Here is a 22,585-nt window from a genome sequence, read left to right on the forward strand (position 1 = left end):
CCCGGGTATTGCGCTTGTATGAGCGCTTAGTAAACGTCGTTCACCGTGTTGTAAATATTGAATTTACCGGTGGGTGTTACGATGCGTTCATCATTGATGACTTTTTTCAGTTTTCTGGTTTTGTCATCAACAACCACGATGGCTGATTTTTCATCCATGGTGTTCCACACAGAGAACCAGACTTCGTCACCGGCTTTGTTGTATTCAGGTTGTACAACACGTTTAGGACCTTCGCCTAAATCTGCCCACTCGGCAATCGGCAGGACGTCATAACCTTTGTCCAGGTTATTGATGTCAAATACCGCGATGCTTTGTGATTTGGCAGGATCCGGGTTGAGGGTGGTGTCAACCCACAGATTTTTAGATTTTGGATGGGTTTTTACAAACAATGAGCCACCGCCTTGACCTTTCAGTGTGCGCACCACTTTCCAGGCATTCTCAGGGTGACCTTCGGGGTCAGTGCCTAAGAAGGTGATGTTATCATTACCCAGGGCAGAGGTGACCCAAACCGGACCATATTTCGGATCGTTGATATTGGCACCACGACCGGGATGAGGGATTTTGGTCACTTCAGTCAAAGCCACCAGTTTCCGATCAACCGAGTCAACCACCGCAATGCGGTCTGAATTATTGGCGGCTGTCAGGAAGTAGCGTTTGGAGCTGTCCCAGCCACCGTCGTGCAGGAAGCGGGCCGCACCAATGGTGGTCACCGATAAATTATCTACATCATTATAATTCACCAATAAAATTTTACCGGTTTCTTTGACGTTGACTATAAATTCAGGGTGGTTGTGGGAAGCCACAATCGCAGCCACACGGGGCTCAGGATGATACTCTTGGGTATCCACAGTCATACCGCGGGTGGAAACCACTTTTTTGGGCTCTAAGGTGTCTCCATCCATAATCACATATTGTGGTGGCCAGTAGGCACCGGCAATCGCCAACTTATCCTCAAAACCTTTATATTTAGAAGTTTCAACAGAGCGGGCTTCTAGACCAATTTTGATGGTTGAAACAATTTTCGGCGGATTCATGTAAAGATCGATCATGTCAATCTTGGCATCACGACCAATGGTAAAGGCGTAACGACCGGAAGCCGATGGGCGGGTGATATGTACCGCATAACCGGTATCCAGAATGGCCACGATGTCTTTGGAATCACCGTCAATAATGGCCACCTGACCGGCATCACGCAAGGTCACAGCGAAGAAATTTTCCACATCATAATCATGTTGCTTGGTTTTTGGACGGTCTTCGGGCTTCACATGAAGTACCCAGGAATCTTGCATCTCGGGCAATCCCCACTCTGGTGGTGCCGGTGGTTCATGTTGTAAGAAGCGTGCCAGGATATCGATTTCTTCATTGGTAAAATCACCGGAAGTACCCCAGTTGGGCATACCGGCGGGTGAACCGTAAGTGATTAAGGTTTTCAGATATTCAGAACCTTTTTCACGGGTGATGTCTGTGGTAAGTGGTTTACCGGTGGCGCCTTTACGCAACACACCGTGACAACCGGCACAACGCTCAAAGTATGTTTTCGTAGCAAACTCAAATTCTTCTTCGGTCATGGCAGGCCCTTGTGAATCCACCATTTTTTTGGTGACAGCCGGGTCAATGCCGGAAGGGGCGCCCTGATACTTAAGTTCTTCAATAGAACTGGTTGGGTGGGTCACGGGCTGGCCGGTAGCCACCGCTTTTTCTTCATCTTTGGCACGAATACTGGCCACTTCAGCCGCACTCACTTGATAACCTTCATTGCCCCAACTGTGGGTCACATAAGTCAGAATGTTGGCAATTTGCTCATCATTCAGATAAGACAGGTTTGGCATAACTGCATTGTATTTGGTGCCGTTAACGGTAATTTCACCTGACAATCCGTGAAGTACGGTGCCGATGGCGCGTTCTTTATCTTCCAGCAGGTAATCGGATTCTGCAAGCGGCGGGAATGCGCCGGCCATGCCCTGACCGTTGGGTTGGTGACAGGCCACACAATGGATGCCGTAGAGTTTCTCACCTTCGGCTATTTGGGTGGCCAAATCAGTGGTTCCGGCTTTCATTTCAGCCTTATGGCCCGCTAACGGGTCTTTGTTATTTTTATCGGCTTGGTCCGCACAGGCGGGTAAGGCCAAAACCAAACCGGCGACTAACAGACTTTGCTTAAGTTTTATCATGGTTATTAACTCCTGATATGAATAAAATCATTGTTCCAAATAGGCATTAACACTATTTCAATCAGGATTGTACTGTTGGATAAATATTGGCTCATTGATATAGGTCAATTGGCTATTGTTATTTTGCTATTTATTTTAACACCAGATCACCACTGCTGCGAGTAAGATAGTGAGAAATTACGTGAAGATTGTGTTAATGCTTCGATTATGGGGTCTTCTGCATCGAAATTGCGGACTTGTTGCCATTGCCAGTAGGTTTTATCCGTCAGGTTATTGATACTGAACTGCAAATGGGATTGTGGCGAAAAGTAATAACCGGACATCCAGTCAAAAACTGCATAACCGGGCGTTTGAAACAATTCTTCCTGGGTTAAATCAATTTCATCCTGTGCGGCACTGAATCGGCCGTACAAACCCGAGTGCCATTTTTTCGAGACACTGCTCCATTGGGTAGACAGCACCGCTTTGGGTGGGGATACCGAATTAAGCGGTTGGTCGTTGGTGGCGTTCACCCCCTTGGTCCAGGATAAGGCGATGTGGGTCTGCCACTGGTCGTTAATAAACCATTGGTGATCCAGTTCAAAACCGTGGATGCGGGCTTTGGCGATGTTTTGTGACTGAAACAGCAAGGCCTGGGTGTCCGGATCTATTCCCAGAGGCGCCCGCGAAACAATCAGATCTTTGTATTCATTATAAAAACCACTGAGGGTGAGTCGTTGATTGGGTAAAATCAATCGATAACCGGCTTCATAACCGTTGGAAGTTTCGCTTTTTAAATCGGGGTTTGGAATGGAGCGGTAATTAAATAATGCGATGTTAAAACCAATATTCACATCTTCTGCCGGTGGTGCCCGAAAGCCGCGGACATATTGGGCATAGAGGCTGTTGTAATCATTGATATGATACAGTAAGCCGAGTTTAGGTGAGAAGTCAGACTCATCAATATCAACCACGGCAATGTCTTCGGCGTTATTGTCAAACAAAGCATCGCGAGTCGGATCCAAATCATAGCGATCAAAACGCAGTGCCGGAATCAGTGTCCATTGTTCATTTAAGTCAATCTCATCATGAATAAACACACCAATTTCTTTGACATCGGTGAGCGGAAAATCCCGGAATGGAAATACCTCGCCCAATAAAATATTCGTACTGTCACCGGTGTTTAGATTGGTTTGCAGGGCGTCGCGGTATTCGGCGACATCTGTTTGGGTGATTTCAACACCATAAATAAGTCGATGCGACCAGTCGCCAGTGTTAAATTGTTTGGTGAAATTAGCTTCCATACCAAGCGTTTTTTGTTCAAAACTAAACAGCCTGTCTTGTAATAAGGGTGTATCACGACGTGAAAAACGATTTTCAGCTGTTTTTTGTAAAAATTCGGTGTTGCTGTGATAAAGCCGGATTAAGCCATCATCTGCCCAGTGTTTATTGAGCATAAAATCGTAAGTGGCACTTAACTTTTGGGATTCACTGCTGTCATCACCGGCCAGTGCCGTGGTGTTAGCAAAACGACCCTGGCCAATAAAAGAATGGATTTGGGTGCTTTGATCGCGTTGTTGGGCCTGTACATTAAATGACAGCTGATGCCCCGGCGCCACATCTGTGACCCATTTGCCGAAAACCGATTGCTGATCCCAGTCCGCATGATCGTCAGCCAGAGTACTGGGTCTTTGCATACCTTTACCGTCACGTTGGTTGATATTAAAAATCACGCCATTTTTTTCTCCATTCCAGGCATGGGTGTAGGTGCCGTGACGGCCATTGTACTCGCCATTAAAGCCGAATCTGATCTGACGCCATTGGTCACCGGAACTGACCCGGTCTTGTGGATTCCAGGTGTGGATGCTGACAATCCCCCCCAGGGCATTACTGCCATATAAAGTGGAGGCCGGACCTTTTAACACCTCAATGCTCTGAATGACAGACACATCCGGATACTGAGCGGTTGCAAAAGAATAGGAACCGATATCAAAGGCCTTGGCGTTGGGCACGCCATCGACTTCAACCGCCACCCGGTTACTGCCGATACCGCGAATATTGATGCCTGATGTGCCAAAACGGTTGCCGGCTTGTTCTATGTTAATGTTGGTTTCATAGCGCAAAGCCGCGGCCATGTCTTCGCTCTGGGTATTTTGGATATTTTCAGCACTGATGACGGCCACATCTGCGGCGACTTCCTGTAACTGACGGGCTTGTTTGTAGGCTACCACAATCATCGGGCTTAAATCAGTGGTGTCGTTTTTATCTTGATTGGATGGCTTGTCTTGGGCGTATAAGGTTGTTGTCAAAAAACACATACAGACAATTAAACTTAATTTTTTCATCACTTCGGTCAAATTTACAAAGTGACACAGTTTAACGGATTTGTCTTACGATGAAATGACTTTTGTCAATTTGCTGTGCTTGAAATTAATGATATGAATAAGATGCCGACTTATTTTCATACCTGCCTCAAGGTATCGGGATTCATCGGGATCCAATGCAGCCAGAAAATTTTTTACATACAACCCCAGTTCTGTATTGCCCTGGCTGTCTAACCGCCGGCTGAAAAACAGGCCGTCAGCATCTTCCTTCTGACTGATCATTTCGAGCAGGGTATAAACATCGGTGGAAAGGGTTAAATCAACATGAGCCGGAATTGACGATGCCTGCAACCGGTTGTTGTGTAAACGCAATGCAAAGTTAATGTGGGCATCTTTAATGATCACCGCAATGGTGTAATCAGCCAAAAAATCAAGATTATTGTCGCGCAAGTCCGCGGCAAAAAACCGGTTCAAGGCCAGTTCAATCAGTAGCCGCTGCGGGCGTTGCGGGAAATTTTTCAAAACCGCGGCCATTATGCCGGGCAACTGGGGTACGCCCTGTTTCAAGGGGTTTTGTTGATTTGTGTCCATAGGTCATCAATGTGTCGTTTAAATGCGTGGTCGTGTTGAATGGGACGGCCCCAGGTACGATTGGTTTCAGCCGGCCATTTATGGGTGGCATCAAGGCCCATTTTTCCACCGAGACGGCTTTGGGGACTGGAAAAATCCAGATAATCCACCGGGGTTCGTTCCAGAATAAGGCTGTCTCGGGCCGGGTCGGCACGGGTACTCATGGCCCAAATCACTTGAGACCAATTTCGCACATCGACATCTTCATCCGTCACAATAATAAATTTGGTATAAGAAAATTGCCGCAGATAAGACCACACCGCCATCATAATGCGTTTAGCATGTCCCGGATACTGTTTGCGGATACTGATCACCGCCATGCGATAGGAGCAGGCCGCCGGTGGCAAATAAAAATCCACGATTTCAGGGAACTGGTTTTGTAACAACGGTATAAAAAGTTCATTCAGAACCGAGGCCATCACAGACGGTTCATCTTCACCGGGGTGTCCCATATAGCTTGTGTGGTACAGGGGTTTGTCCTGAAAAGTCATGGCTTCGACCGTAAAAACCGGGAAGTCTTCGACTGAATTGTAAAAACCGGTGTGGTCTCCAAAGGGACCTTCAGCTGCGCTTTCATCCGGCTCGATATAGCCTTCCAAAACAATTTCAGCATGGGCCGGAATCTGTAAATGCGCATGAATTACACCCGCTGTCACCTGGGTCTTGGCACCGCGTAACAAACCGGCAAAATGGTATTCACTTAAGGTATCGGGAATCGGCGACACCGCGGCTAAGGTGGTGATGGGGTCGGCGCCAATCACCACCGACACCGGAAAACGTTCTCCCGGGTTGGTTTGTTTAAAATCATTGAAATCTGTGGCGCCACCGCGATGTGCCAGCCAGCGCATAATCAGTTTATTTTTAGCAATCGGTTGTTGCCGGTAAATACCAATGTTCTGGCGTTTTTGACGGGGTCCCTGGGTTATCACCAGGCCAAAAGTCAAAAGGGCACTGATGTCTTTCGGCCAACAGGTGGGCATTGGTAATAAACCCACATCCACCGCATCACCTTTAAGCACATGGGTTTGACAGGTCGGTTTGTCAATGATTCGGGGATTGATATAGCTGAGGCGTTTAAATTGTTTCAACAGGCTTTGACTTTGTTTCAGGTCGGTGGGCAGCTGCGGTGATTGTAAATAAGCCAATTGCCGACCTAGGGTGGTTAATTGCGCTTTATCGGTGACTCCCAATGCCTGTAATACCCGCTGTTCTGTACCAAATAAATTACCGATGACCGGCATAACGTGACCACTGCTCAGCTTGTTAAATTGCAATGCCGGACCCTGTTGCTTCAGACTTTTATGGCTCAGCGCCGTTAATTCATGACGCAAGTCTACGGTTTGATGAATGTGCAATAAATCATCGTTGTCGCTCAGCAATTGAAGAAAATCCCGCAGACTATGGATATGATCACTGCGGTGAGAATCTAAACTGTGGCTAATCAGGCGATTGAGGTCCATCAGTGTTCAGGCCACCCAGTTTTTTCCGGCTTGTCGGTGCCAGTAGCCATTGCTGATGGGGTGGATGGTACATTCGGCCAGTTTTTGTTGTCCCTCATCAACACCCATTTGCTGCTTTCTGACCCGGTCAAAAATATCAATCACCTCAAAACAGTTATTCTGTTGAGGTGTAATGCGTAATATATCCACCGCGTTGTCGTTGATGGCTTCTAAATGGTTCTGAATCGTGCCAGATTGAGTCTGGATACCGTTAATCACCAGAAAATCTTTCGCTTCCTGGGTTTTCATGGCCAGTCCATCGGGGTATTGGTCACAGACAAAACCACATTGGTCTTTACTGCGGTTATGGGTGCGGGCGGTAAAACAACGGGCCGAGTAGGCCAGTGATAATCGGCCCCAAACGGGCAATTCCACTTCGATTCCGGAAAGATCAAAATCGTGTAATGCCTGTTGATTATGTTCATGGGGTACCACCCAACGTTGTAAGCCCAGCGATTTAAGCTTATCCAAACTGCGTTGGTTATAAATATTTAAAGAACCACCAGCGATAAACTCAGGTTTGGTATAACTGGTGCGTAGTTGTAGCGCGGACATGTCATTGGCTTCCACGCCAAAGTCATTTTGTTTGCAGATTTTGGTCATCACCGATAATTCAGAGGCGGCTTCCACCAAAGACAGGGTCGACAAGACCACTTCTTTGCCGGCGGCGGTCAAATCCTGGCCAATACTGATCCAGTCACTTAAACCCAATGCCCGGCGTTTACTGCACACTGTTTCACCCAGATAGACAATATCAATGGGTGAATCGGCCGTTCGACGATAAAAGTCTTCCACTGTGGTTTGATCCCAGAAATAGGGGATGGGTGCCAGTGATAATTTTTTATGTATTCTTTGAGTCATTGCCAGTTCCGATAATAAGCCCCTAAGGTGGTTTGTTGGCCTTCGGATAAATCACCCAGGGTTTTATTCCATTGGTCTTTTAACTCATAAGCGTCCGGTTTTTCTAAACAGTCATCAATGGCGGCCCGCATCACTTCAGTCACTTGTCTGACATAGGCCGGACTGCGTTGCCGGCCTTCGACCTTAACCGCTACCACACCAATGGTTTTTAATTCGGCTAAAATCGATAAGGTGTTTAAACTGGTGGGTTCTTCGATGGCATAGCCAATATGATCATTGACCTTATAACGGCCTTTGCAAATCACCGGATAACCCACGGAATCGTCTTTATCCACCCGGTCAATCAGAATGCCATTGAGACGGGTTTCTAAATGGTCATCGGTGTTTTTCCACTCGACAAATTCAGCCGGCGAGCAGGCTCCGTGATTGTTTGGACCTAAACCGGTGGCATAGGACGACAATAAACAGCGGCCTTCAACCATCACACACAAACTGCCGAATCCAAAGACTTCAATGGGCACCTTAGATTGATTCACTAAATGTGCCACTTGTTTGATTGATAGAACGCGCGGAATAACGGCACGTTTAATATTAAATTGTTCAGCAAAAAAATTCACCGCGGCGGCACTGGTGGCTGAACCTTGTACGGATAAATGAATGTTTAAATCGGGGTGTTTCTCGCAAGCATAATCCATAACGCCCATATCAGCTAAGATTAGTGCATCGACCTTGAGTTCAGCAGCGGTATCCACCGCCTGTTGCCAGATATCTAAATCATGGCAATAAGGATAAGTGTTAACAGCTAAAAAGACTTTACAGCCACGACTTTGAGCAAACTCAATGCCTTGGGTCATCTGTTTTTCAGTGAAATTCAAGCCGGCAAAATGACGGGCATTGGTGGCATTTTGCAGGCCCATATAAACCGCATCGGCACCGGCTTTAACCGCGGCTTTTAAAGACGGTAAATTACCCGCCGGACAAACCAATTCCATAATATGTTCAGATAATAGAGTGCTGAACAGTGTAGATAGGTTAGTTAATATTAGCCTTGATGTAGGTCAATCGCGCTTATTGAACAATACAGGTTTCAGGGTTAACGGCTTCATCAGCCCCTTCGGTGAGTCTTTTTTCATACAGATAGGTGGCGATTTTAGTCAGTCTTGTCAGTTCATCTTCTGCAGTGAACCATAATTCTGAATAGTTTTCATCAAAATAGTCTGCAACAAAATCATTATTTTGGCTGTAGCTTTTACTGAGGCATTCCGCATACTGTTTAAAGCGCTCATGATTAGCCTGGCTGGCGGCCAGCATATCTTGTTGGTTATTGAGTTCATAAACAGCGATATTAATAACATGCCCGATGGCTTTCGTAATAATTGTGTTTCCATGGTTAATCATTGTTTTAGCAATGTATAAACACTCAGCACTGTAATCGGGATTGTTTTGGCAACTGTCTTTTAAGGGCTTAAACTGTGGTAACGGCAATGCCAATTGCATGCTAATTAGCATGATATAAACTTGAGAATCTGGCATTTTTTCATCCATTGTCGGAATGTCTTTTTCACTGAAATCAGTGGTGGCAATGAGATCATTTTTTTCCCGTATTAAAGCCTTTTCAGGGATGGGATTGGTTTTAACATAGTCTTTAATTAAAGCGATAAATTCAGGTAATAAATAATCGACATGGGTCATCTGTTGGGTACCACTCATGACTTTCAATAAATTAGCGGTTAAATCTTGATTGTCGGTTTCCAAAGCCAATTGTAATGGTCGTATATAGACACTTAAGTCACTGGGATAAAGTTGCATCTGCTTATCGAGTAAAGCCTGTCGATTACAGTGGTCATCCAATTCTGATAGAAAACACAAGTTTTCTAAGATTTGAAGTGTTTCAATATTGAGTGTCTCGTTATTAACAAGCTTATTAATATGTTGTCCGTGATTTTGATATAACAGTTGTAATGTATCGGGATCAATCTGTGTCGCTTGAGATTGTAAAATGGCGTTGGTTTTGTTTAAGCCAATGGCCTGGGCGTAGGGTTGTTCGTGATTTAATAAATACTCTGTCAGTTGCATGGTCCATTGGCCAAGTAGTTCCATAGATTCCTGTTCAGCGTCAGTGGGTTTTCGCATTAATTTGTTCATTGTTTCAGCAAGCTGCTGAACACTTTCATCTGCTTCTTGTTTCTTAACAGCGGCGGAGTCTTGAGCCACAACGGGCAAGGCGTATAGAAAAATAAGCATAAACACAAAGAATTTCATAAGCTAGAGCCATATTCGTAATTAAAAAATCAAGCAAATATAATTGCCTAAAAGGTTATAAAAGAAGCATTTGGTTCTTGTGCGACAAAACAATAAGTTATTGAGTTTAAAACATTTAGCATGAACCGCTTACTCAGTAAATTATATAGCTTGCGGACTTATTATTAAACAATTTTATTCCCTCGTCAAAAACAAGAGCTTGGGGACTTAGCGAAGCAGTATCAAAAATTTATTAGACTATTAGAGATCCTTCATAAAACAGGATTTCGATAGTGTATAAGGAGCCCAAGCATTACTGATTTACTGTGGATCACTATCACCGTGCGGACGGCAGCCTGACTCACTGCCGTCCTCGTAAATGCCAGTACGCTGATTATCGATTCCGGTGTGCCTGTGTTTAATCGAATCCGTTCTTAAAGATGAGGTCAGACGGCGCCTGAACAGCAGATTCCACCGCTCCGATATCGCAATGGGCACCCAGGGGTCGTGCTGTACCGCGCTGATCAACGATTGCACAGGTGCTGTCATTGCCCGCATCAATGGCGCTGCTGGCAGCGCCGGGCAGCATGGTTAAGGTAAAGCCGCCATTGTCGGCCAAGGTGCCCAACTGGGGGTCGGCCGTGATGACATTGCTGCAGGCGTTGGTGCCCTGGGCCGAAACGGGACAGCCGCCTTCGACGATGCTGTCATTGATTGTGCCATTCGCATCGTTGCCACCCATCTGGGACGTGCCGGCATCCTGCGATGCTGTGTTCTGCCATAGGATGACATTGTTCAGCGTCGTGTGGCTGTAGCCGTTGTTTCCGTCGCTGTAAATGGCTCCGCCATACTGCGCATTGTTGTTGCTGAACGTGGCATTGGTGAAACTTGGACTGGCATGGCCGTAATTGTTGCCATTGTTGTACACAGCACCCCCATTTCCGGAAGCAGTGTTGCCGTGAAAGGTGACATTCATCATGGCCGGGTTGGTGGCATAGTTGCTGCCACTGCCGTAGTTGTAGATGGCACCGCCGTTAACGGCATGGTTAGAACGGAAGGTGGCACTTTGGGCAATGACCGCGCCAACCAGTCCCACATCAGCATTGAACAGCGCACCGCCGGAACTGGCGGTGTTGAGATAGAAGTCCACGTTGTGGAACTCCGGCCGGACGGTCGATCCCACCTCACCCAGGCTGTAAACAGCGCCACCAGCCTGGCCTCCATCATTGGAGTTAAACCGGGTGTTGTTGAATCTGGGGTCCACCCAGCCGGAGGTGCTTGCCTTGTTATATACCGCACCACCGAGTTGAATGGCGGAGTTGTCGGAAAAGGTACCGCTAATGAGGTGGGGGGATATGGTGGCTTGATCAGCCTGATTGTAAATTCCACCTCCGTACTCTATGGCTTCATTGTTTATGAAATCAAAATTAATCAGCTTCGGGGACAGTCGACCAAATTGAGTGGCCAAATTTGCCATGGCACCACCCTTGATAGCGTAGTTGTTGTGGAATTCGACGTCCCATAACTGAGGCTCACTTATGACGCCAACCGCGGTATTACACATACCGCCGCCGATGATTGCCGCGTTGTCCTGAATCTTCACGTTAATCAGGGTCGGACTACAGTGGCCACCTGAGCCATTGCAGAATACACCGGCCCCGACATTGTTTGGATAATCGTAAATATCGGTCGAACTGAACCCTTTTTCTACCGTCACATCGGCCAGCACAGTATCCAAATTGATGGGGTTACTGGCGCCATCAAAGACAACAACGTGGTAGCTGTTGTCGGTGTCCGCAGCTCCGCCGATGTCCCCCGACAGCACTGTTTCATACATGCCATGATTGAGCTTGCGCTGGCCGGGATCGGTTTCGGTGCCGACAAAGTGGCCCAGCACCTCAACCCCGGACCGGATCCGGAAGCTGATGCTGCGGTCTGTTCCGGACGAGGGTTTATAGAGACCCATTGCCAGCCACAGTTGCTCGCAGGTGGGATCGTTGAGTGCGATTTGTATATCCATGGTGCTTGACCAGGTCGAGCCATTGCCTGCAGGCGGTGGATTGGCTGAGACCCGGCACACACCGGCATCACCGGCAACCTCGACTGCGCCCATGTCGCAGAGCGTGCTACCATTGTGGTCGCCATCCTGCGGTCGTGACACACCACGCTGGTCCTCAAGGCCACAAACAGGCGCGCCATTGTCCACAGCCGGACTGCCCACGTCGGGCACACGCACCCGGGTGGGGCTGCGATGTCGACCTAGCGGCCCAAGCATCGGATCGAGCAGCGACAGGTTGCTGCAGGTATTGCCGTCGCAGCCATGTTGCAAAATACTCCATGAGATGTCTGTGCTGGTGCCTGATCCGTCGTTGCGTATCACCCAGTTGGCAGAACCCGGTGCACCGCTCTCGCTGGTGTTATCCCACAGGATCGAATTCTCGATGACAATCTCAACCGGGCTGGGGATGTTTCCAGATTGTTGATGATAATTTTTGTTGTATATTGCAGCGCCACCATGGCCTGCGGTGTTGCCGGTAAAGGTGACACTTGACAGGATCATCGCGAGTTGAGAACCGTGTTCCGAATATTGATCTGCCAGGTTGGCCACTGCACCACCAGATTCAGCGGCGATATTGTTGTGGAATGTCGAGTTACTGATGAACATCTGGAGATTATTTTCAGTATTCTCCTTCAAGCGGGAGGCGATTACGCCTCCTCGGTAAGCTATGTTTTCTGTTGCGGTGACATTGATTAACTGGGCCGTACTGCTGTAGAAGGTATGCTTTTGTATGTAAACCGCGCCGCCATCCTTGTCGGCTTCGTTGTTGAGGAACTCGGTATTGGAGATCGTCACGTTGCTGGGCTCCATGATGGCAACGGCACCGCCGTAGAATTCAGCGTAATTGTTGACAAAACGCACATTGTTGATGTTCAGCTTACAGCTGCCAAGGCACAAAAGCCCACCGCCCGATTTGTCTTCCTCTTCCGAAGTGTAAGTCGTGTCGGCTTTGCCATCACGGATTGTTACCCCATCGATTGTCATTACATGAATGGCTGCCGTTACCTCAAGCACATGGTTAACAAATTCGCCGGGTACCAATGAGGATTCACCGCTTATCACCGTGGCATTAGTTTCCGGATCGGGGTTGCGATCTTCGCGCACTGTTTCTGTACCAACAAACCCCCCATAAATATCCCCTCTGTACCAGTCGTAACTTCCTTTGTAGACACCCTGTTTCAGCCAGATTTCTTCACATGTATCGTCGCTTAAGGCAGCACTAAACGGCATTGGGTTGTTCCAACTGTCGCCGTAGGCTAACACAACATTTGGCGCAACATGGCAAATCCGTGCCTGTAGCGCACCAGTGACAAACAAGCATGCAAAAAACAGCCCGATTAAGAAGGCGGGTTGGCGAGGGTAGGCCAACAACGAATGCTTGACAGACTCCTCGCTGCGATGGGTGTCGGATGCACGCCTGCTCGGTGCGATTCCACAGGAATCTGAAGTTTCTGACATGTTCTGGGGCCAAGAAACGTGTCGAAGCCCTGAGAACTTGGGCAAGTCCTGATTTCGTTTTGCCAAACTGTAATGGGCTCTGCTGGTTACTTTCAGCCGGATTATGCGTACAGCTGTGGCTGTAACAGCACGAATCAGACCTGTCACACAGTGTCTGAGCTTTAATAAGTAAGATTCAATAAACATATGATTTCCTCCGTTCGCTATATAAGTATTCGTTAAGTTTTGTTTTTATTTACTACATATTTCTTTAATTGATCAATTTATTAACGTAAACGATAGAATTGGCTGAAGGAGGACAAAGAATTTAATTTTTTTTGTAGGACCTTGAATCTTTAAACAAAACAATCATTCAAAATCATTAGTGTCCCAACGTTAAATCGAATAAATTCAATTGCTTAGAGCTGTCGTCATTATCGTTATTGTATTCGGAATTTGTAAGCAATTGATTTAGTTCGTTTTTTTCAAACAGGCTCAAGCTTAAAATCTGTAAAATTGTGTAAAGCTCTAATTTTAGCTTAAGACGCTTTTTTATGATGGCTATAAGGACATAAACAGATACAGCAATCCAGATTTGACTTTTTACTGCGTTCTCAGTTACACCGAAAAATGACTTTATTTTCAGGTGTTGTTTTATCCATTTAAAGAAAAGTTCAACTTGCCAGCGGTAGCGATAAAGTTGGGTTATTGTCATTGCCGGAACGATAAAATTATTGGTTAAAAAGTTAAAAGTTTTATCGGTTTCACTGTCATAGTACTTGATACGCCTCAGTTGCTGAGGGTAATTCACTTTTGCATCAACTCCGGCGAGTACAATCGTTTGGTCACATCTAATACCTTTTAATTTGTCTTCGTTAGTCACTTTGTGTGAATATTGCCGCTTGAATGAAGTATTCTTTTTTGCCCTAATAACAAAGAAGGCACCAGTCTGATGAATAGTAAACAATCTCTCGAAGTCTAAATAACCTCTGTCCATGATGTAGAATGCACCGGCTTCTGGAATCAAAATATCAAGGATATTAACATCATGCATCTTGCCATCTGAGATATGGATAAAAGCAGGAATGTTACCTTTCAAATCAAGCAAAGTATGTAACTTTACCGCTGACTTCGTTGAACGAAATCGTGCCCATGGAAAAACCGAAAGGCACAGATCAATGGTTGATGCATCAAGGGCATAAATCGTGTTGTCCAAATCAAGCCCCAAATCTTCTTCAGCGTACAATGGCCTGGCTATTTTTATTAACGCTTGAGCAAAGTCAGCATAAATTCTCCAATCTCGTACTTTGTTGGCATTGGACAGTGTATTGCGTGCTATACCGCCACGTATCCCCATATGATAGAGTTTGGATTTGTGTGATAACAGGCAAGTAACTGTTTCTCTTAAGCTTCCTCTGTAAGTTAGCTGAGCAAAAGACATACACAGAAAATGATCCTGGCAACTGAATGATTTAACCATATGGTTGCCGTTATAAGTTTGTACACAACGGCGAAATATTTTCATTGGAAGATGTTCCATCAACTGAGCAAAAACGAGTTTTCCTGTATACATTGGCAACCACCTAAAATCATAAAATGATTTGATTTTAAGTCGTTTAAGGCCGTTCAAGTCGATGCCCTTGCTAAATAGGCGTTTTTTGTAGAGAATACAGTGGCTTACGACCATTTATTTTTTCAACGCTGGGACAGTAGTGATTCAAAATATGTTCTTTGCAATAAAAAAGCCGAACCATGATTGTGATTCGGCTTTTTTACTGGTTTATGGGCTATTTGAAAACCTGACCAATATTGATTATGGCTTGCTATCCTGTTTTCAAAAATTCCTCGGCCTGGGCGAGGGTGGTTTCGGTGATGGTTTCGCCGCCGGCCATACGCGCCAGTTCTTGAATACGTTGTTCGCGGTTGAGGTGTTGAATGGCTGAGCGGGTCAGGCCGTGACTCTGGTCACTGGATTTTGACACCAGAATATGGTCATGGGCCTGGCCGGCCACTTGCGGTAAATGGGTGACGGCAAAGACCTGGTGTTGTTCACTGAGGTTGCGCATAATGCCACCGACTTTGGAGGCGGTGGCGCCGCCAATGCCGGTATCGACCTCATCAAACACAAAGGCTGTGTGATCATGGTTTTGTCCCACCACTTCGATGGCCAGACAAATCCGTGACAATTCACCGCCCGATGCGGTTTTACTTAAAGGTTGGGGTGACTGACCCTTGTTCACGGCAATCATAAATTCGACGTGGTCTAAGCCAAATACCTGTGGTTTACTGTCTTTGTTGAAGTCAGTCGGATTAACGTTGATGCTTAATTGGGCTTCGGGTAGGCCTAACTGTTGAATCATAGCCGTGATTTTAGCAGCCAGTTGTTTGGCGGCTTGTTGCCGGGCCTGAGTCAGGCGTAAACTGACATCATGGTATTGTTGTCTTAAGTCCCGGCGTTTTTTATCCAGTAGCGATTGTTGCTCTGATTGCTTTTGATGGCGATTAAGTTGCTCAGCCAGTTGTTGTTGATGATCGGTGAGTTGCTCAGCGGTGGTGTTTTGTTTGCGCGCGATGCGGGTAATTTGTTCCAATCGCTGTTCAATGGATTGTTGCTGCCCGGGGTCATGTTCAATGTTTTCAGCAAAATCCGTTAAATACTGCACCGCTTCCTGAACATTAATTAAGGCTTCATCAAGCATTTGACAGACCTGGGCGGCGTCGAAACCTTTTAAGTGTTTAAGTTGGTTAATGTGTTGCGCCAATAAATGCCGTACGGAATGATCAGCTTCATCGAGGTCATGAATGGTTTGCTGACAGGCTTGCTGAATGTCCTGGGCATGACTGACCTGTAATAAGTCCTGGTGTAATTGTTCGTATTCACCTTCTTTTAAATCCAATTCATGCAGTTCCTGGTATTGGTAATCCAGTAATTGTTGTTGTTCGGTAGAGAGTGATCCGGCTTGTTGCAAAGCCAGTGTTTCCGCATCCAATTGGTTTAAGGCTTTTGTGATGTCAGCGATTTCGGTGAGCAGTTCCTTATAATGACCGCTGCGGTCGAGTAGTTGCCGTTGGGTGGCACTTTGTAAAAGTTTAATCTGATCATGCTGGCCGTGAATTTGTACCAGATAGCGCCCCAGTTCTTTGACTAAATGGGCCGGCGTCGGACTGCCGTTAATCCACAATTGACTGCGCCCTTGTTTATTTAAAGTGCGGCGAATCATGAGGTTGTCATCTTCAAAATCGTTATTCTTCAACCATTGTTGAGCACTGATGTGACCTGAAACATCAAAAGTCACCACCACTTCACAAGCATCACCAAACGCACCAATCACAGCGGTATCGCCCCGCGCGCCTAATGCCAACGACAGGGCACCTATGGTGATTGATTTACCGGCGCCGGTTTCTCCGGTAAACACGGTCATGTGTGGACTGAAATCAATCTCTAATTGTTCAATCAGCACATAATTTTTGATGTAAATGGATTGCAACATGTGGGTCTTAACAGGGTTGAAATTAAATGGTTATTTTAGCCAGCGTGACTTGAATTGTCATCTGCTATCACTATATCACAGCCATTCATTCATTATTAGATAACATTATGACGGACAATAAACGCAACATAGATGATGAGAACGAGGACTTATACGAGTCTGATATGGACATGGATGAAACCAATGAAGAGGCGGAACACACCACCGACGATGAGGTTGAAGTGGTCAACCACCCTGAATCCGAATCAACGCAAACAGATGAATTGATGCATCAAATTAAAGACTTAGAGATGCAATTGGCTGCCAAGGATGAAGAAATCCTGCGGGTGGCCGCTGAAGGCATGAATGCCCAAAAACGCTTACAACGTGAATTGGAAAATACCCGTAAATATGCCAATGAGAAATTAATTAAGGCCATGATTCCGGTGATGGACAGTTTTGATAAAGCTTTGGAAATTGTCCATGATGATCAAGTTGAAGTGACGGTGGAAGCCATGGTTGAGGGCACCATAAACACCCAACAATCGATGACCAAAGTGTTGCAAGAATACGGCATCGAAATCATCAATCCGATGGGTGAAAAATTTGATCCGGACATTCATGAAGCCATGAGCATGGTGAAATCTGAAAACCATGAAAAAAATACGGTGGTGGATGTTTTTCAAAAAGGCTATTTATTGAACGGCCGTGTTATACGTGCCGCCATGGTTGTGGTGGCCCAATAGCTTGAATTCTATCAACCAGTCCATAGATAGTAACCAGTTTAAAAAATTAAAATCAGAGGATATTTAACATGTCAAAAGTAATAGGTATTGATTTAGGAACCACCAATTCCTGTGTCGCCGTGATGGAAGGTAAAGACATCAAGGTGATAGAAAATGCAGAAGGCGATCGAACCACCCCATCGATTGTTGCCTTTACCGACGAGGGTAAAACTTTGGTGGGTCAGTCTGCCAAAAGACAGGCTGTGACCAACCCTGAAAACACTTTGTTTGCCATTAAGCGCCTGATTGGCCGTAAATTTAATGAAGATGTGGTTAAAAAAGACCAGAACATCGTGCCCTATAAAATCATTGGCGCCGATAATGGTGATGCCTGGGTTGAGGTGCGTGGCAAAAAAATGGCACCGCAGGAAATTTCAGCACGTATTTTGGAAAAAATGAAAGCCACCGCTGAAGACTACCTGGGTGAAAAAGTGGAAGCCGCGGTCATTACTGTTCCGGCTTACTTTAACGACTCGCAGCGCCAAGCCACCAAAGATGCCGGTAAAATTGCCGGTTTGGAAGTTAAACGCATTATCAATGAGCCGACCGCTGCGGCTTTGGCTTATGGTATGGATAAAAAAGGCGGCGACCGCACCATTGCAGTGTATGACCTGGGTGGCGGTACCTTTGATATTTCGATTATTGAAATCGCTGATATTGACGGTGAGCAACAGTTTGAAGTGTTGGCCACCAACGGCGATACTTTCTTAGGTGGTGAAGACTTTGATAACCGCTTGATGGATTATCTGGTTGAAGAATTTAAAAAAGACCAGGGTGTCAACCTGCACAACGATCCTTTGGCTTTACAGCGTTTAAAAGAAGCCGCAGAAAAAGCCAAAATTGAGTTGTCTTCGTTAGACCAAACAGAAGTTAATTTACCTTACATCACGGCTGATGCTTCAGGTCCTAAACATTTGAACATTAAAATCACCCGCTCAAAACTTGAATCACTGGTATCCGACCTGGTGAAAAGAACAGTCGGCCCTTGTGAGACCGCCTTAAAAGATGCCGGTATTTCTTTGAATGAAATTTCAGACGTGATTCTGGTCGGTGGTCAAACCCGTATGCCTGCTGTACAGGAAATTGTAGAACAAACCTTTGGCAAAAAACCCCGTAAAGACGTCAATCCTGACGAGGCGGTCGCCATGGGTGCTGCAGTACAGGGTGGCGTACTGTCCGGTGATGTGAAAGACGTTTTACTGTTGGATGTGACACCTTTATCTTTGGGTATTGAAACCCTGGGTGGTGTGATGACCAAACTCATCGAGAAAAATACCACGGTGCCGACCAAAGCGTCTCAGGTTTTTTCAACCGCCGAAGACAACCAGTCAGCGGTCACTGTTCATGTCTTACAAGGTGAGCGAGAAGTGGCCAGTGCCAATAAATCACTGGGTCAGTTTAATTTAGAAGGCATTGCCCCGGCGAAACGCGGTATGCCACAGATTGAAGTGACCTTTGATATTGATGCCAACGGCATTATACATGTTTCCGCCAAAGACAAGGCCACCGGTAAAGAGCAACGCATTGAAATCAAAGCCGGTTCCGGTTTGTCCGATGAAGAAATCGAACAAATGATTAAAGATGCAGAATTAAATGCTGAAAAAGACAAGCAATTTCATGAAACGGTTCAGGCCCGCAACTCAGCGGATGCCATGATTCATTCCGCCAAAGAAATGCTGAATGAGCATAAGGATGTGATCGATGATGGTGAAAAATCAAGCATCGAATCTGCCATTGAAAATACCGAAAAAGCCATGAAAGAAGATGACAAATCCGCCATTGAGTCAGCCAGTGAAGCGCTTCAGCAAGCGATGCAACCGGTAATGCAAAAAGTGGCTCAGGCTGCCCAGGCAGGTCAGGCTGATACCGGTTCTGCCGGTGGTGAGGGTCAGACCTCTGACAATGGCCGTGACGATGACGTGGTCGATGCCGAATTTGAAGAAGTGGATGATGAGAAAAAAGGCTGAACATAAGATCAGCTGATAACAAAAGCCGGTATGAGTTTTTTATGCCGGCTTTTTCAGTGAAATAACCAAGCGCACAAACAAAACCGCATGAGTAAAGATTTATACAAAATTTTAGGAGTCAGTCGGTCCGCCGGTCAGGCAGACATCAAAAAAGCCTATCGCCGATTGGCCATGAAATACCACCCCGATCGTGCCGGTGATGATGCGGCAGCACAGGAAAAATTCAAAGAAGCCAAAATGGCTTATGAAATTCTGCGCGACGAGCGTAAACGCCAAATGTATGATCAGTACGGTTTTGATGCTGTCTCAGGTCAGAACGGCAGAGGTCCCGGAGGCTTTGGTGGTGGATTTCACGGTGATGTGGGTGATATTTTCGGCGATATTTTCAGTGATATTTTTGGCGGCGGGCGCCGTGGGGGTCGTTCAGCGGGGCCACAACGCGGCAGTGATATGCAGGTGGAGATGACCATAGAACTGGAAGAGGCAATAGAAGGTGTTGAAAAAGACATTACGCTGCCCACCATGTCACCTTGTGAACCCTGTCATGGCAGCGGCTCAAAAGACGGCAAAACCAGTCCCTGTCAAACCTGTCGTGGTGTGGGGCAGGTGCGCATGCAGCAGGGTATGTTTTCAGTGCAGCAAACCTGTCCCGATTGTCGCGGAAAAGGCAGCAGCATCAGCAATCCCTGTGGCCATTGTGGCGGTCAGGGCCGTCGTCAGGAAAACAAAACTTTTAAAGTGAATATACCCGCGGGTGTAGACGAAGGTGACCGCATTCGCTTAACCGGCAAAGGTGAAGCCGGTCCACAAGGCGGACCGGCCGGTGACTTGTATGTGGATATCCACGTTAAACCGCATGATATATTCACCCGTCAGGGGGATAACCTGTTGTGCGAAATTCCGGTGGATTTTGCCACCGCTTGTATTGGTGGCGAGTTGAATGTTCCGACTTTGTCTGGAGCAGTTAAGCTCAAGGTGCCTGCAGAAACTCAGTCTGGTAAGCAATTTAGACTTCGCGGGAAGGGTGTTCAGTCGGTGCGTTCTCACAGTCCCGGCGATTTATTCTGTAAAGTTCATGTGGAAACACCGGTTAACCTTAGCCATGAACAAAAAGAAATTTTGAAGCAATTTGATGACAGCCTTAAACAGGCCGGTGATAAGAATAATCCCAGACGTAAGGGCTGGTTTGACAACGTTAAATCATTTTTAGACAAGGTCACCGGCTGATATGACAGAGGTTTTGCGGGTCATCGTATCCGGTGTTACCGGCCGTATGGGCCGACGGCTTGTCAACGCACTGCAAAAACAAGCGACCATCCATATTGTGGCAGGTATCACATCCCCTGAAAATACATTTTTAGGTAAACCGCTGTCCGCAGTCAGCCACAATGCCAGTCATCAAGCACCGATATTAAGTAATTTTTCTGGTTTGCAAGCTGATGTGGTGATCGATTTCTCTCAAAGTAAATGTTTTGATCAGGTGGTGGATTATTGTGTCATGAATGAGGTTGCTTTGGTCAGTGGCACCACCGGTTTAAGTCAGTCACAATTTGATCGCATCAGTCAGGCCGGTCACTTTATACCGGTATTATGGGCGGCTAATTTTTCGATAAATATACAGATAATCAAAAACTTATTGCAGGTTTTTAAACAAAAAAATCATAACGGTGAATACCGGATTACAGAGACCCATCACCAACACAAACAAGACGCCCCATCGGGAACCGCCATTGCCCTGGCACAAAGTTTATCCGACAGTCAGCACTTAATGGTGGTGGATCATAACCGATTCACGCTCGGCACCATTGAGATCACATCAGTTCGGGAAGCAGAAGTACCCGGCACCCATCAAATTTATTGTGATTTCCCCAACGAAACAATAACGATTGAACATGTTTCCAAAAACGGTGATTTATTCGCTGAAGGGGCCGTTTCAGCCGCTAAGTGGTTGGTGCAACAAGACAACGGCTTGTACGATTTGAATGCGATTATATTGGCTTAATTTTCGTATCCGATCAACGTGTTGCGACCGGCTTTTTTTGGCTTTGTACAAAGCTTTGTCGGCGGCTTCAAACCAGCTTCTAATATCTTGTTCACCCTTCGTCAGGGTGGCTAAACCGATACTGACCGAGCATTGTAAGTCAGTTATAATCGTATCAAGGTTATTAACCGCAGCGTTAATGTTTTGGGCAAATTGCTTAGCGTTTTGCAAACCTTCAGGTATCACCACGATAAATTCATCGCCACCAAGTCGCCCAATAATGGCATCATCAGGACATTGGCTTAAAATAATTTGTGCCACATTGATCAAAACATCGTCACCCACTGCATGGCCAAATTTATCATTGATGGATTTAAACTGATCCACATCAATCAGCATTAAGGTCAGTGGTTTATCCTCACGAAAATTGTGGGTGTCTAAATAAAGATTGGGTTTTTTGTTGCCAGGTTCGGCGATTAAATAACAAGGTTAAATCATCTTGCTGACTGAGTTTGTTCAAAAGTCTGTTTTGAGTTTGTACCCGGTGAATCAGCCGATGTGCATTAAAACTCACAACGGTGAAATGAATAATAATCAAGGGTAGACAGCCGAGAATGACAAAATGACTGGTTTGCGGCTGATATGGACCTTTGTATAACCACGCCACCATTATTATGGTCACCAATGATACTACAAGGGCTTTCCACCAGATGCCTTTAATGGCGGTATTTACTTTGTCGGTAACGTTGAGCAAAATTAATAATACCGAAGGCAACAGATTAAAACCCATCAAAGGGACCCAGAAACCGGCAATCACCGAATCCATCATTAAATTAAACTTTTCAGTTTTAAAAGGGTTTGGTCTAATCCGGGTCAGGAAATAGGCCAGATGCGGCCAGATGATACAACTCAGCAGCAGCCAAAACCAACGGGCGAGACCCGCTTTCATTTCTATTAATACACTGGCAATGGCGATGGCCGCCATAAGCATACCCAGTATACGCATCGGATAGATGGCTTTGGGGAGACGGCTTAAGTGACTCAGCCTTTTTGATGTTTTTACCGTTTGAAAAGGGAGCCTCATTCGCTTCATTAATACAATCAACTTTTTATTATATCCAAAGTCTGTCCTGTTAGGTGAATACTTATCACTCGGTGGGGCTTTCACAAGATGACTTGGA

16 protein-coding genes are annotated in these 22,585 nt (G+C 46.1%); 4 read left to right on the forward strand and 12 right to left on the reverse strand.

What is annotated here, in order from left to right; genetic code table 11:
* Nucleotides 1–26: 26 nt before the first annotated feature.
* From IEV16_RS08245 to recN, 10 genes are all read right to left on the reverse strand, one after another.
* Nucleotides 27–2,171, reverse strand: a complete 2,145-nt coding sequence (locus IEV16_RS08245; protein WP_308611103.1) for a cytochrome D1 domain-containing protein — start codon at nt 2,169–2,171, stop codon at nt 27–29.
* A gap of 146 nt (nt 2,172–2,317) precedes the next feature.
* Complete coding sequence (locus IEV16_RS08250) at nt 2,318–4,495, reverse strand: TonB-dependent hemoglobin/transferrin/lactoferrin family receptor (protein WP_188365222.1); 2,178 nt, start codon at nt 4,493–4,495, stop codon at nt 2,318–2,320.
* Between the two features lie 45 nt (nt 4,496–4,540).
* Nucleotides 4,541–5,065 (reverse strand): ubiquinone anaerobic biosynthesis accessory factor UbiT, encoded by a 525-nt coding sequence (gene ubiT, locus IEV16_RS08255; RefSeq protein WP_188365223.1) that lies wholly within the window; start codon nt 5,063–5,065, stop codon nt 4,541–4,543.
* The gene (locus IEV16_RS08260; RefSeq protein WP_188365224.1) at nt 5,038–6,564 is read right to left on the reverse strand and encodes a UbiD family decarboxylase; all 1,527 of its coding nucleotides are present in this window, start codon (nt 6,562–6,564) and stop codon (nt 5,038–5,040) included. The genes ubiT and IEV16_RS08260 overlap by 28 nt, the downstream gene beginning before the upstream one ends.
* 6 nt (nt 6,565–6,570) lie before the next feature.
* A complete protein-coding gene (ubiV, locus tag IEV16_RS08265; protein ID WP_188365225.1) occupies nt 6,571–7,464 on the reverse strand; it encodes a ubiquinone anaerobic biosynthesis protein UbiV in 894 nt (297 codons plus the stop codon).
* The gene (gene ubiU, locus IEV16_RS08270) at nt 7,461–8,456 is read right to left on the reverse strand and encodes a ubiquinone anaerobic biosynthesis protein UbiU (RefSeq protein WP_188365226.1); all 996 of its coding nucleotides are present in this window, start codon (nt 8,454–8,456) and stop codon (nt 7,461–7,463) included. The genes ubiV and ubiU overlap by 4 nt, the downstream gene beginning before the upstream one ends.
* A gap of 76 nt (nt 8,457–8,532) precedes the next feature.
* Nucleotides 8,533–9,726, reverse strand: coding sequence for a hypothetical protein (locus IEV16_RS08275; protein ID WP_188365227.1), 1,194 nt, complete (start codon nt 9,724–9,726; stop codon nt 8,533–8,535).
* A gap of 397 nt (nt 9,727–10,123) precedes the next feature.
* Nucleotides 10,124–13,222 carry a choice-of-anchor Q domain-containing protein gene (locus IEV16_RS08280; protein ID WP_188365228.1) on the reverse strand — a complete coding sequence of 1,033 codons (3,099 nt, stop codon included), beginning with the start codon at nt 13,220–13,222 and terminating at the stop codon, nt 10,124–10,126.
* Between the two features lie 361 nt (nt 13,223–13,583).
* The gene (locus IEV16_RS08285) at nt 13,584–14,774 is read right to left on the reverse strand and encodes an IS4 family transposase (protein ID WP_188365229.1); all 1,191 of its coding nucleotides are present in this window, start codon (nt 14,772–14,774) and stop codon (nt 13,584–13,586) included.
* A gap of 250 nt (nt 14,775–15,024) precedes the next feature.
* Nucleotides 15,025–16,692, reverse strand: coding sequence for a DNA repair protein RecN (recN, locus tag IEV16_RS08290; protein WP_188365230.1), 1,668 nt, complete (start codon nt 16,690–16,692; stop codon nt 15,025–15,027).
* A 107-nt stretch (nt 16,693–16,799) separates the two neighbouring features.
* On the opposite strand from recN, the gene IEV16_RS08295 reads away from it, so the two are divergent.
* From IEV16_RS08295 to dapB, 4 genes are all read left to right on the forward strand, one after another.
* Nucleotides 16,800–17,417 carry a nucleotide exchange factor GrpE gene (locus tag IEV16_RS08295; protein WP_188365231.1) on the forward strand — a complete coding sequence of 206 codons (618 nt, stop codon included), beginning with the start codon at nt 16,800–16,802 and terminating at the stop codon, nt 17,415–17,417.
* A 68-nt stretch (nt 17,418–17,485) separates the two neighbouring features.
* Nucleotides 17,486–19,423, forward strand: a complete 1,938-nt coding sequence (gene dnaK / locus IEV16_RS08300; protein WP_188365232.1) for a molecular chaperone DnaK — start codon at nt 17,486–17,488, stop codon at nt 19,421–19,423.
* An 87-nt stretch (nt 19,424–19,510) separates the two neighbouring features.
* A complete protein-coding gene (gene dnaJ / locus IEV16_RS08305) occupies nt 19,511–20,650 on the forward strand; it encodes a molecular chaperone DnaJ (protein ID WP_188365233.1) in 1,140 nt (379 codons plus the stop codon).
* A gap of 1 nt (nt 20,651) precedes the next feature.
* Nucleotides 20,652–21,425, forward strand: coding sequence for a 4-hydroxy-tetrahydrodipicolinate reductase (gene dapB / locus IEV16_RS08310; RefSeq protein ID WP_188365234.1), 774 nt, complete (start codon nt 20,652–20,654; stop codon nt 21,423–21,425).
* Here the strand turns inward: dapB and IEV16_RS08315 are convergent.
* Nucleotides 21,357–21,803 (reverse strand): GGDEF domain-containing protein, encoded by a 447-nt coding sequence (locus IEV16_RS08315; protein WP_188365235.1) that lies wholly within the window; start codon nt 21,801–21,803, stop codon nt 21,357–21,359. The two genes, dapB and IEV16_RS08315, sit on opposite strands and share 69 nt — an antisense overlap.
* 19 nt (nt 21,804–21,822) lie before the next feature.
* Nucleotides 21,823–22,488 (reverse strand): MASE2 domain-containing protein, encoded by a 666-nt coding sequence (locus IEV16_RS08320; protein WP_188365236.1) that lies wholly within the window; start codon nt 22,486–22,488, stop codon nt 21,823–21,825.
* Between the last annotated feature and the right edge of the window lie 97 nt (nt 22,489–22,585).

This window comes from Marinicella pacifica, from assembly GCF_014636635.1.
Classification (GTDB): domain Bacteria; phylum Pseudomonadota; class Gammaproteobacteria; order Xanthomonadales; family Marinicellaceae; genus Marinicella; species Marinicella pacifica.

Excerpts from the sequence above, each read along its gene's own strand:
- IEV16_RS08245 (WP_308611103.1), bottom strand. The coding sequence starts at position 2,171 with ATGATAAAACTTAAGCAAAGTCTGTTAGTCGCCGGTTTGGTTTTGGCC.
- IEV16_RS08250 (WP_188365222.1), bottom strand. The coding sequence starts at position 4,495 with ATGAAAAAATTAAGTTTAATTGTCTGTATGTGTTTTTTGACAACAACC.
- ubiT (WP_188365223.1), bottom strand. The coding sequence starts at position 5,065 with ATGGACACAAATCAACAAAACCCCTTGAAACAGGGCGTACCCCAGTTG.
- IEV16_RS08260 (WP_188365224.1), bottom strand. The coding sequence starts at position 6,564 with ATGGACCTCAATCGCCTGATTAGCCACAGTTTAGATTCTCACCGCAGT.
- ubiV (WP_188365225.1), bottom strand. The coding sequence starts at position 7,464 with ATGACTCAAAGAATACATAAAAAATTATCACTGGCACCCATCCCCTAT.
- ubiU (WP_188365226.1), bottom strand. The coding sequence starts at position 8,456 with ATGGAATTGGTTTGTCCGGCGGGTAATTTACCGTCTTTAAAAGCCGCG.
- IEV16_RS08275 (WP_188365227.1), bottom strand. The coding sequence starts at position 9,726 with ATGAAATTCTTTGTGTTTATGCTTATTTTTCTATACGCCTTGCCCGTT.
- IEV16_RS08280 (WP_188365228.1), bottom strand. The coding sequence starts at position 13,222 with ATGTCAGAAACTTCAGATTCCTGTGGAATCGCACCGAGCAGGCGTGCA.
- IEV16_RS08285 (WP_188365229.1), bottom strand. The coding sequence starts at position 14,774 with ATGTATACAGGAAAACTCGTTTTTGCTCAGTTGATGGAACATCTTCCA.
- recN (WP_188365230.1), bottom strand. The coding sequence starts at position 16,692 with ATGTTGCAATCCATTTACATCAAAAATTATGTGCTGATTGAACAATTA.
- IEV16_RS08295 (WP_188365231.1), top strand. The coding sequence starts at position 16,800 with ATGACGGACAATAAACGCAACATAGATGATGAGAACGAGGACTTATAC.
- dnaK (WP_188365232.1), top strand. The coding sequence starts at position 17,486 with ATGTCAAAAGTAATAGGTATTGATTTAGGAACCACCAATTCCTGTGTC.
- dnaJ (WP_188365233.1), top strand. The coding sequence starts at position 19,511 with ATGAGTAAAGATTTATACAAAATTTTAGGAGTCAGTCGGTCCGCCGGT.
- dapB (WP_188365234.1), top strand. The coding sequence starts at position 20,652 with ATGACAGAGGTTTTGCGGGTCATCGTATCCGGTGTTACCGGCCGTATG.
- IEV16_RS08315 (WP_188365235.1), bottom strand. The coding sequence starts at position 21,803 with ATGCTGATTGATGTGGATCAGTTTAAATCCATCAATGATAAATTTGGC.
- IEV16_RS08320 (WP_188365236.1), bottom strand. The coding sequence starts at position 22,488 with ATGAGGCTCCCTTTTCAAACGGTAAAAACATCAAAAAGGCTGAGTCAC.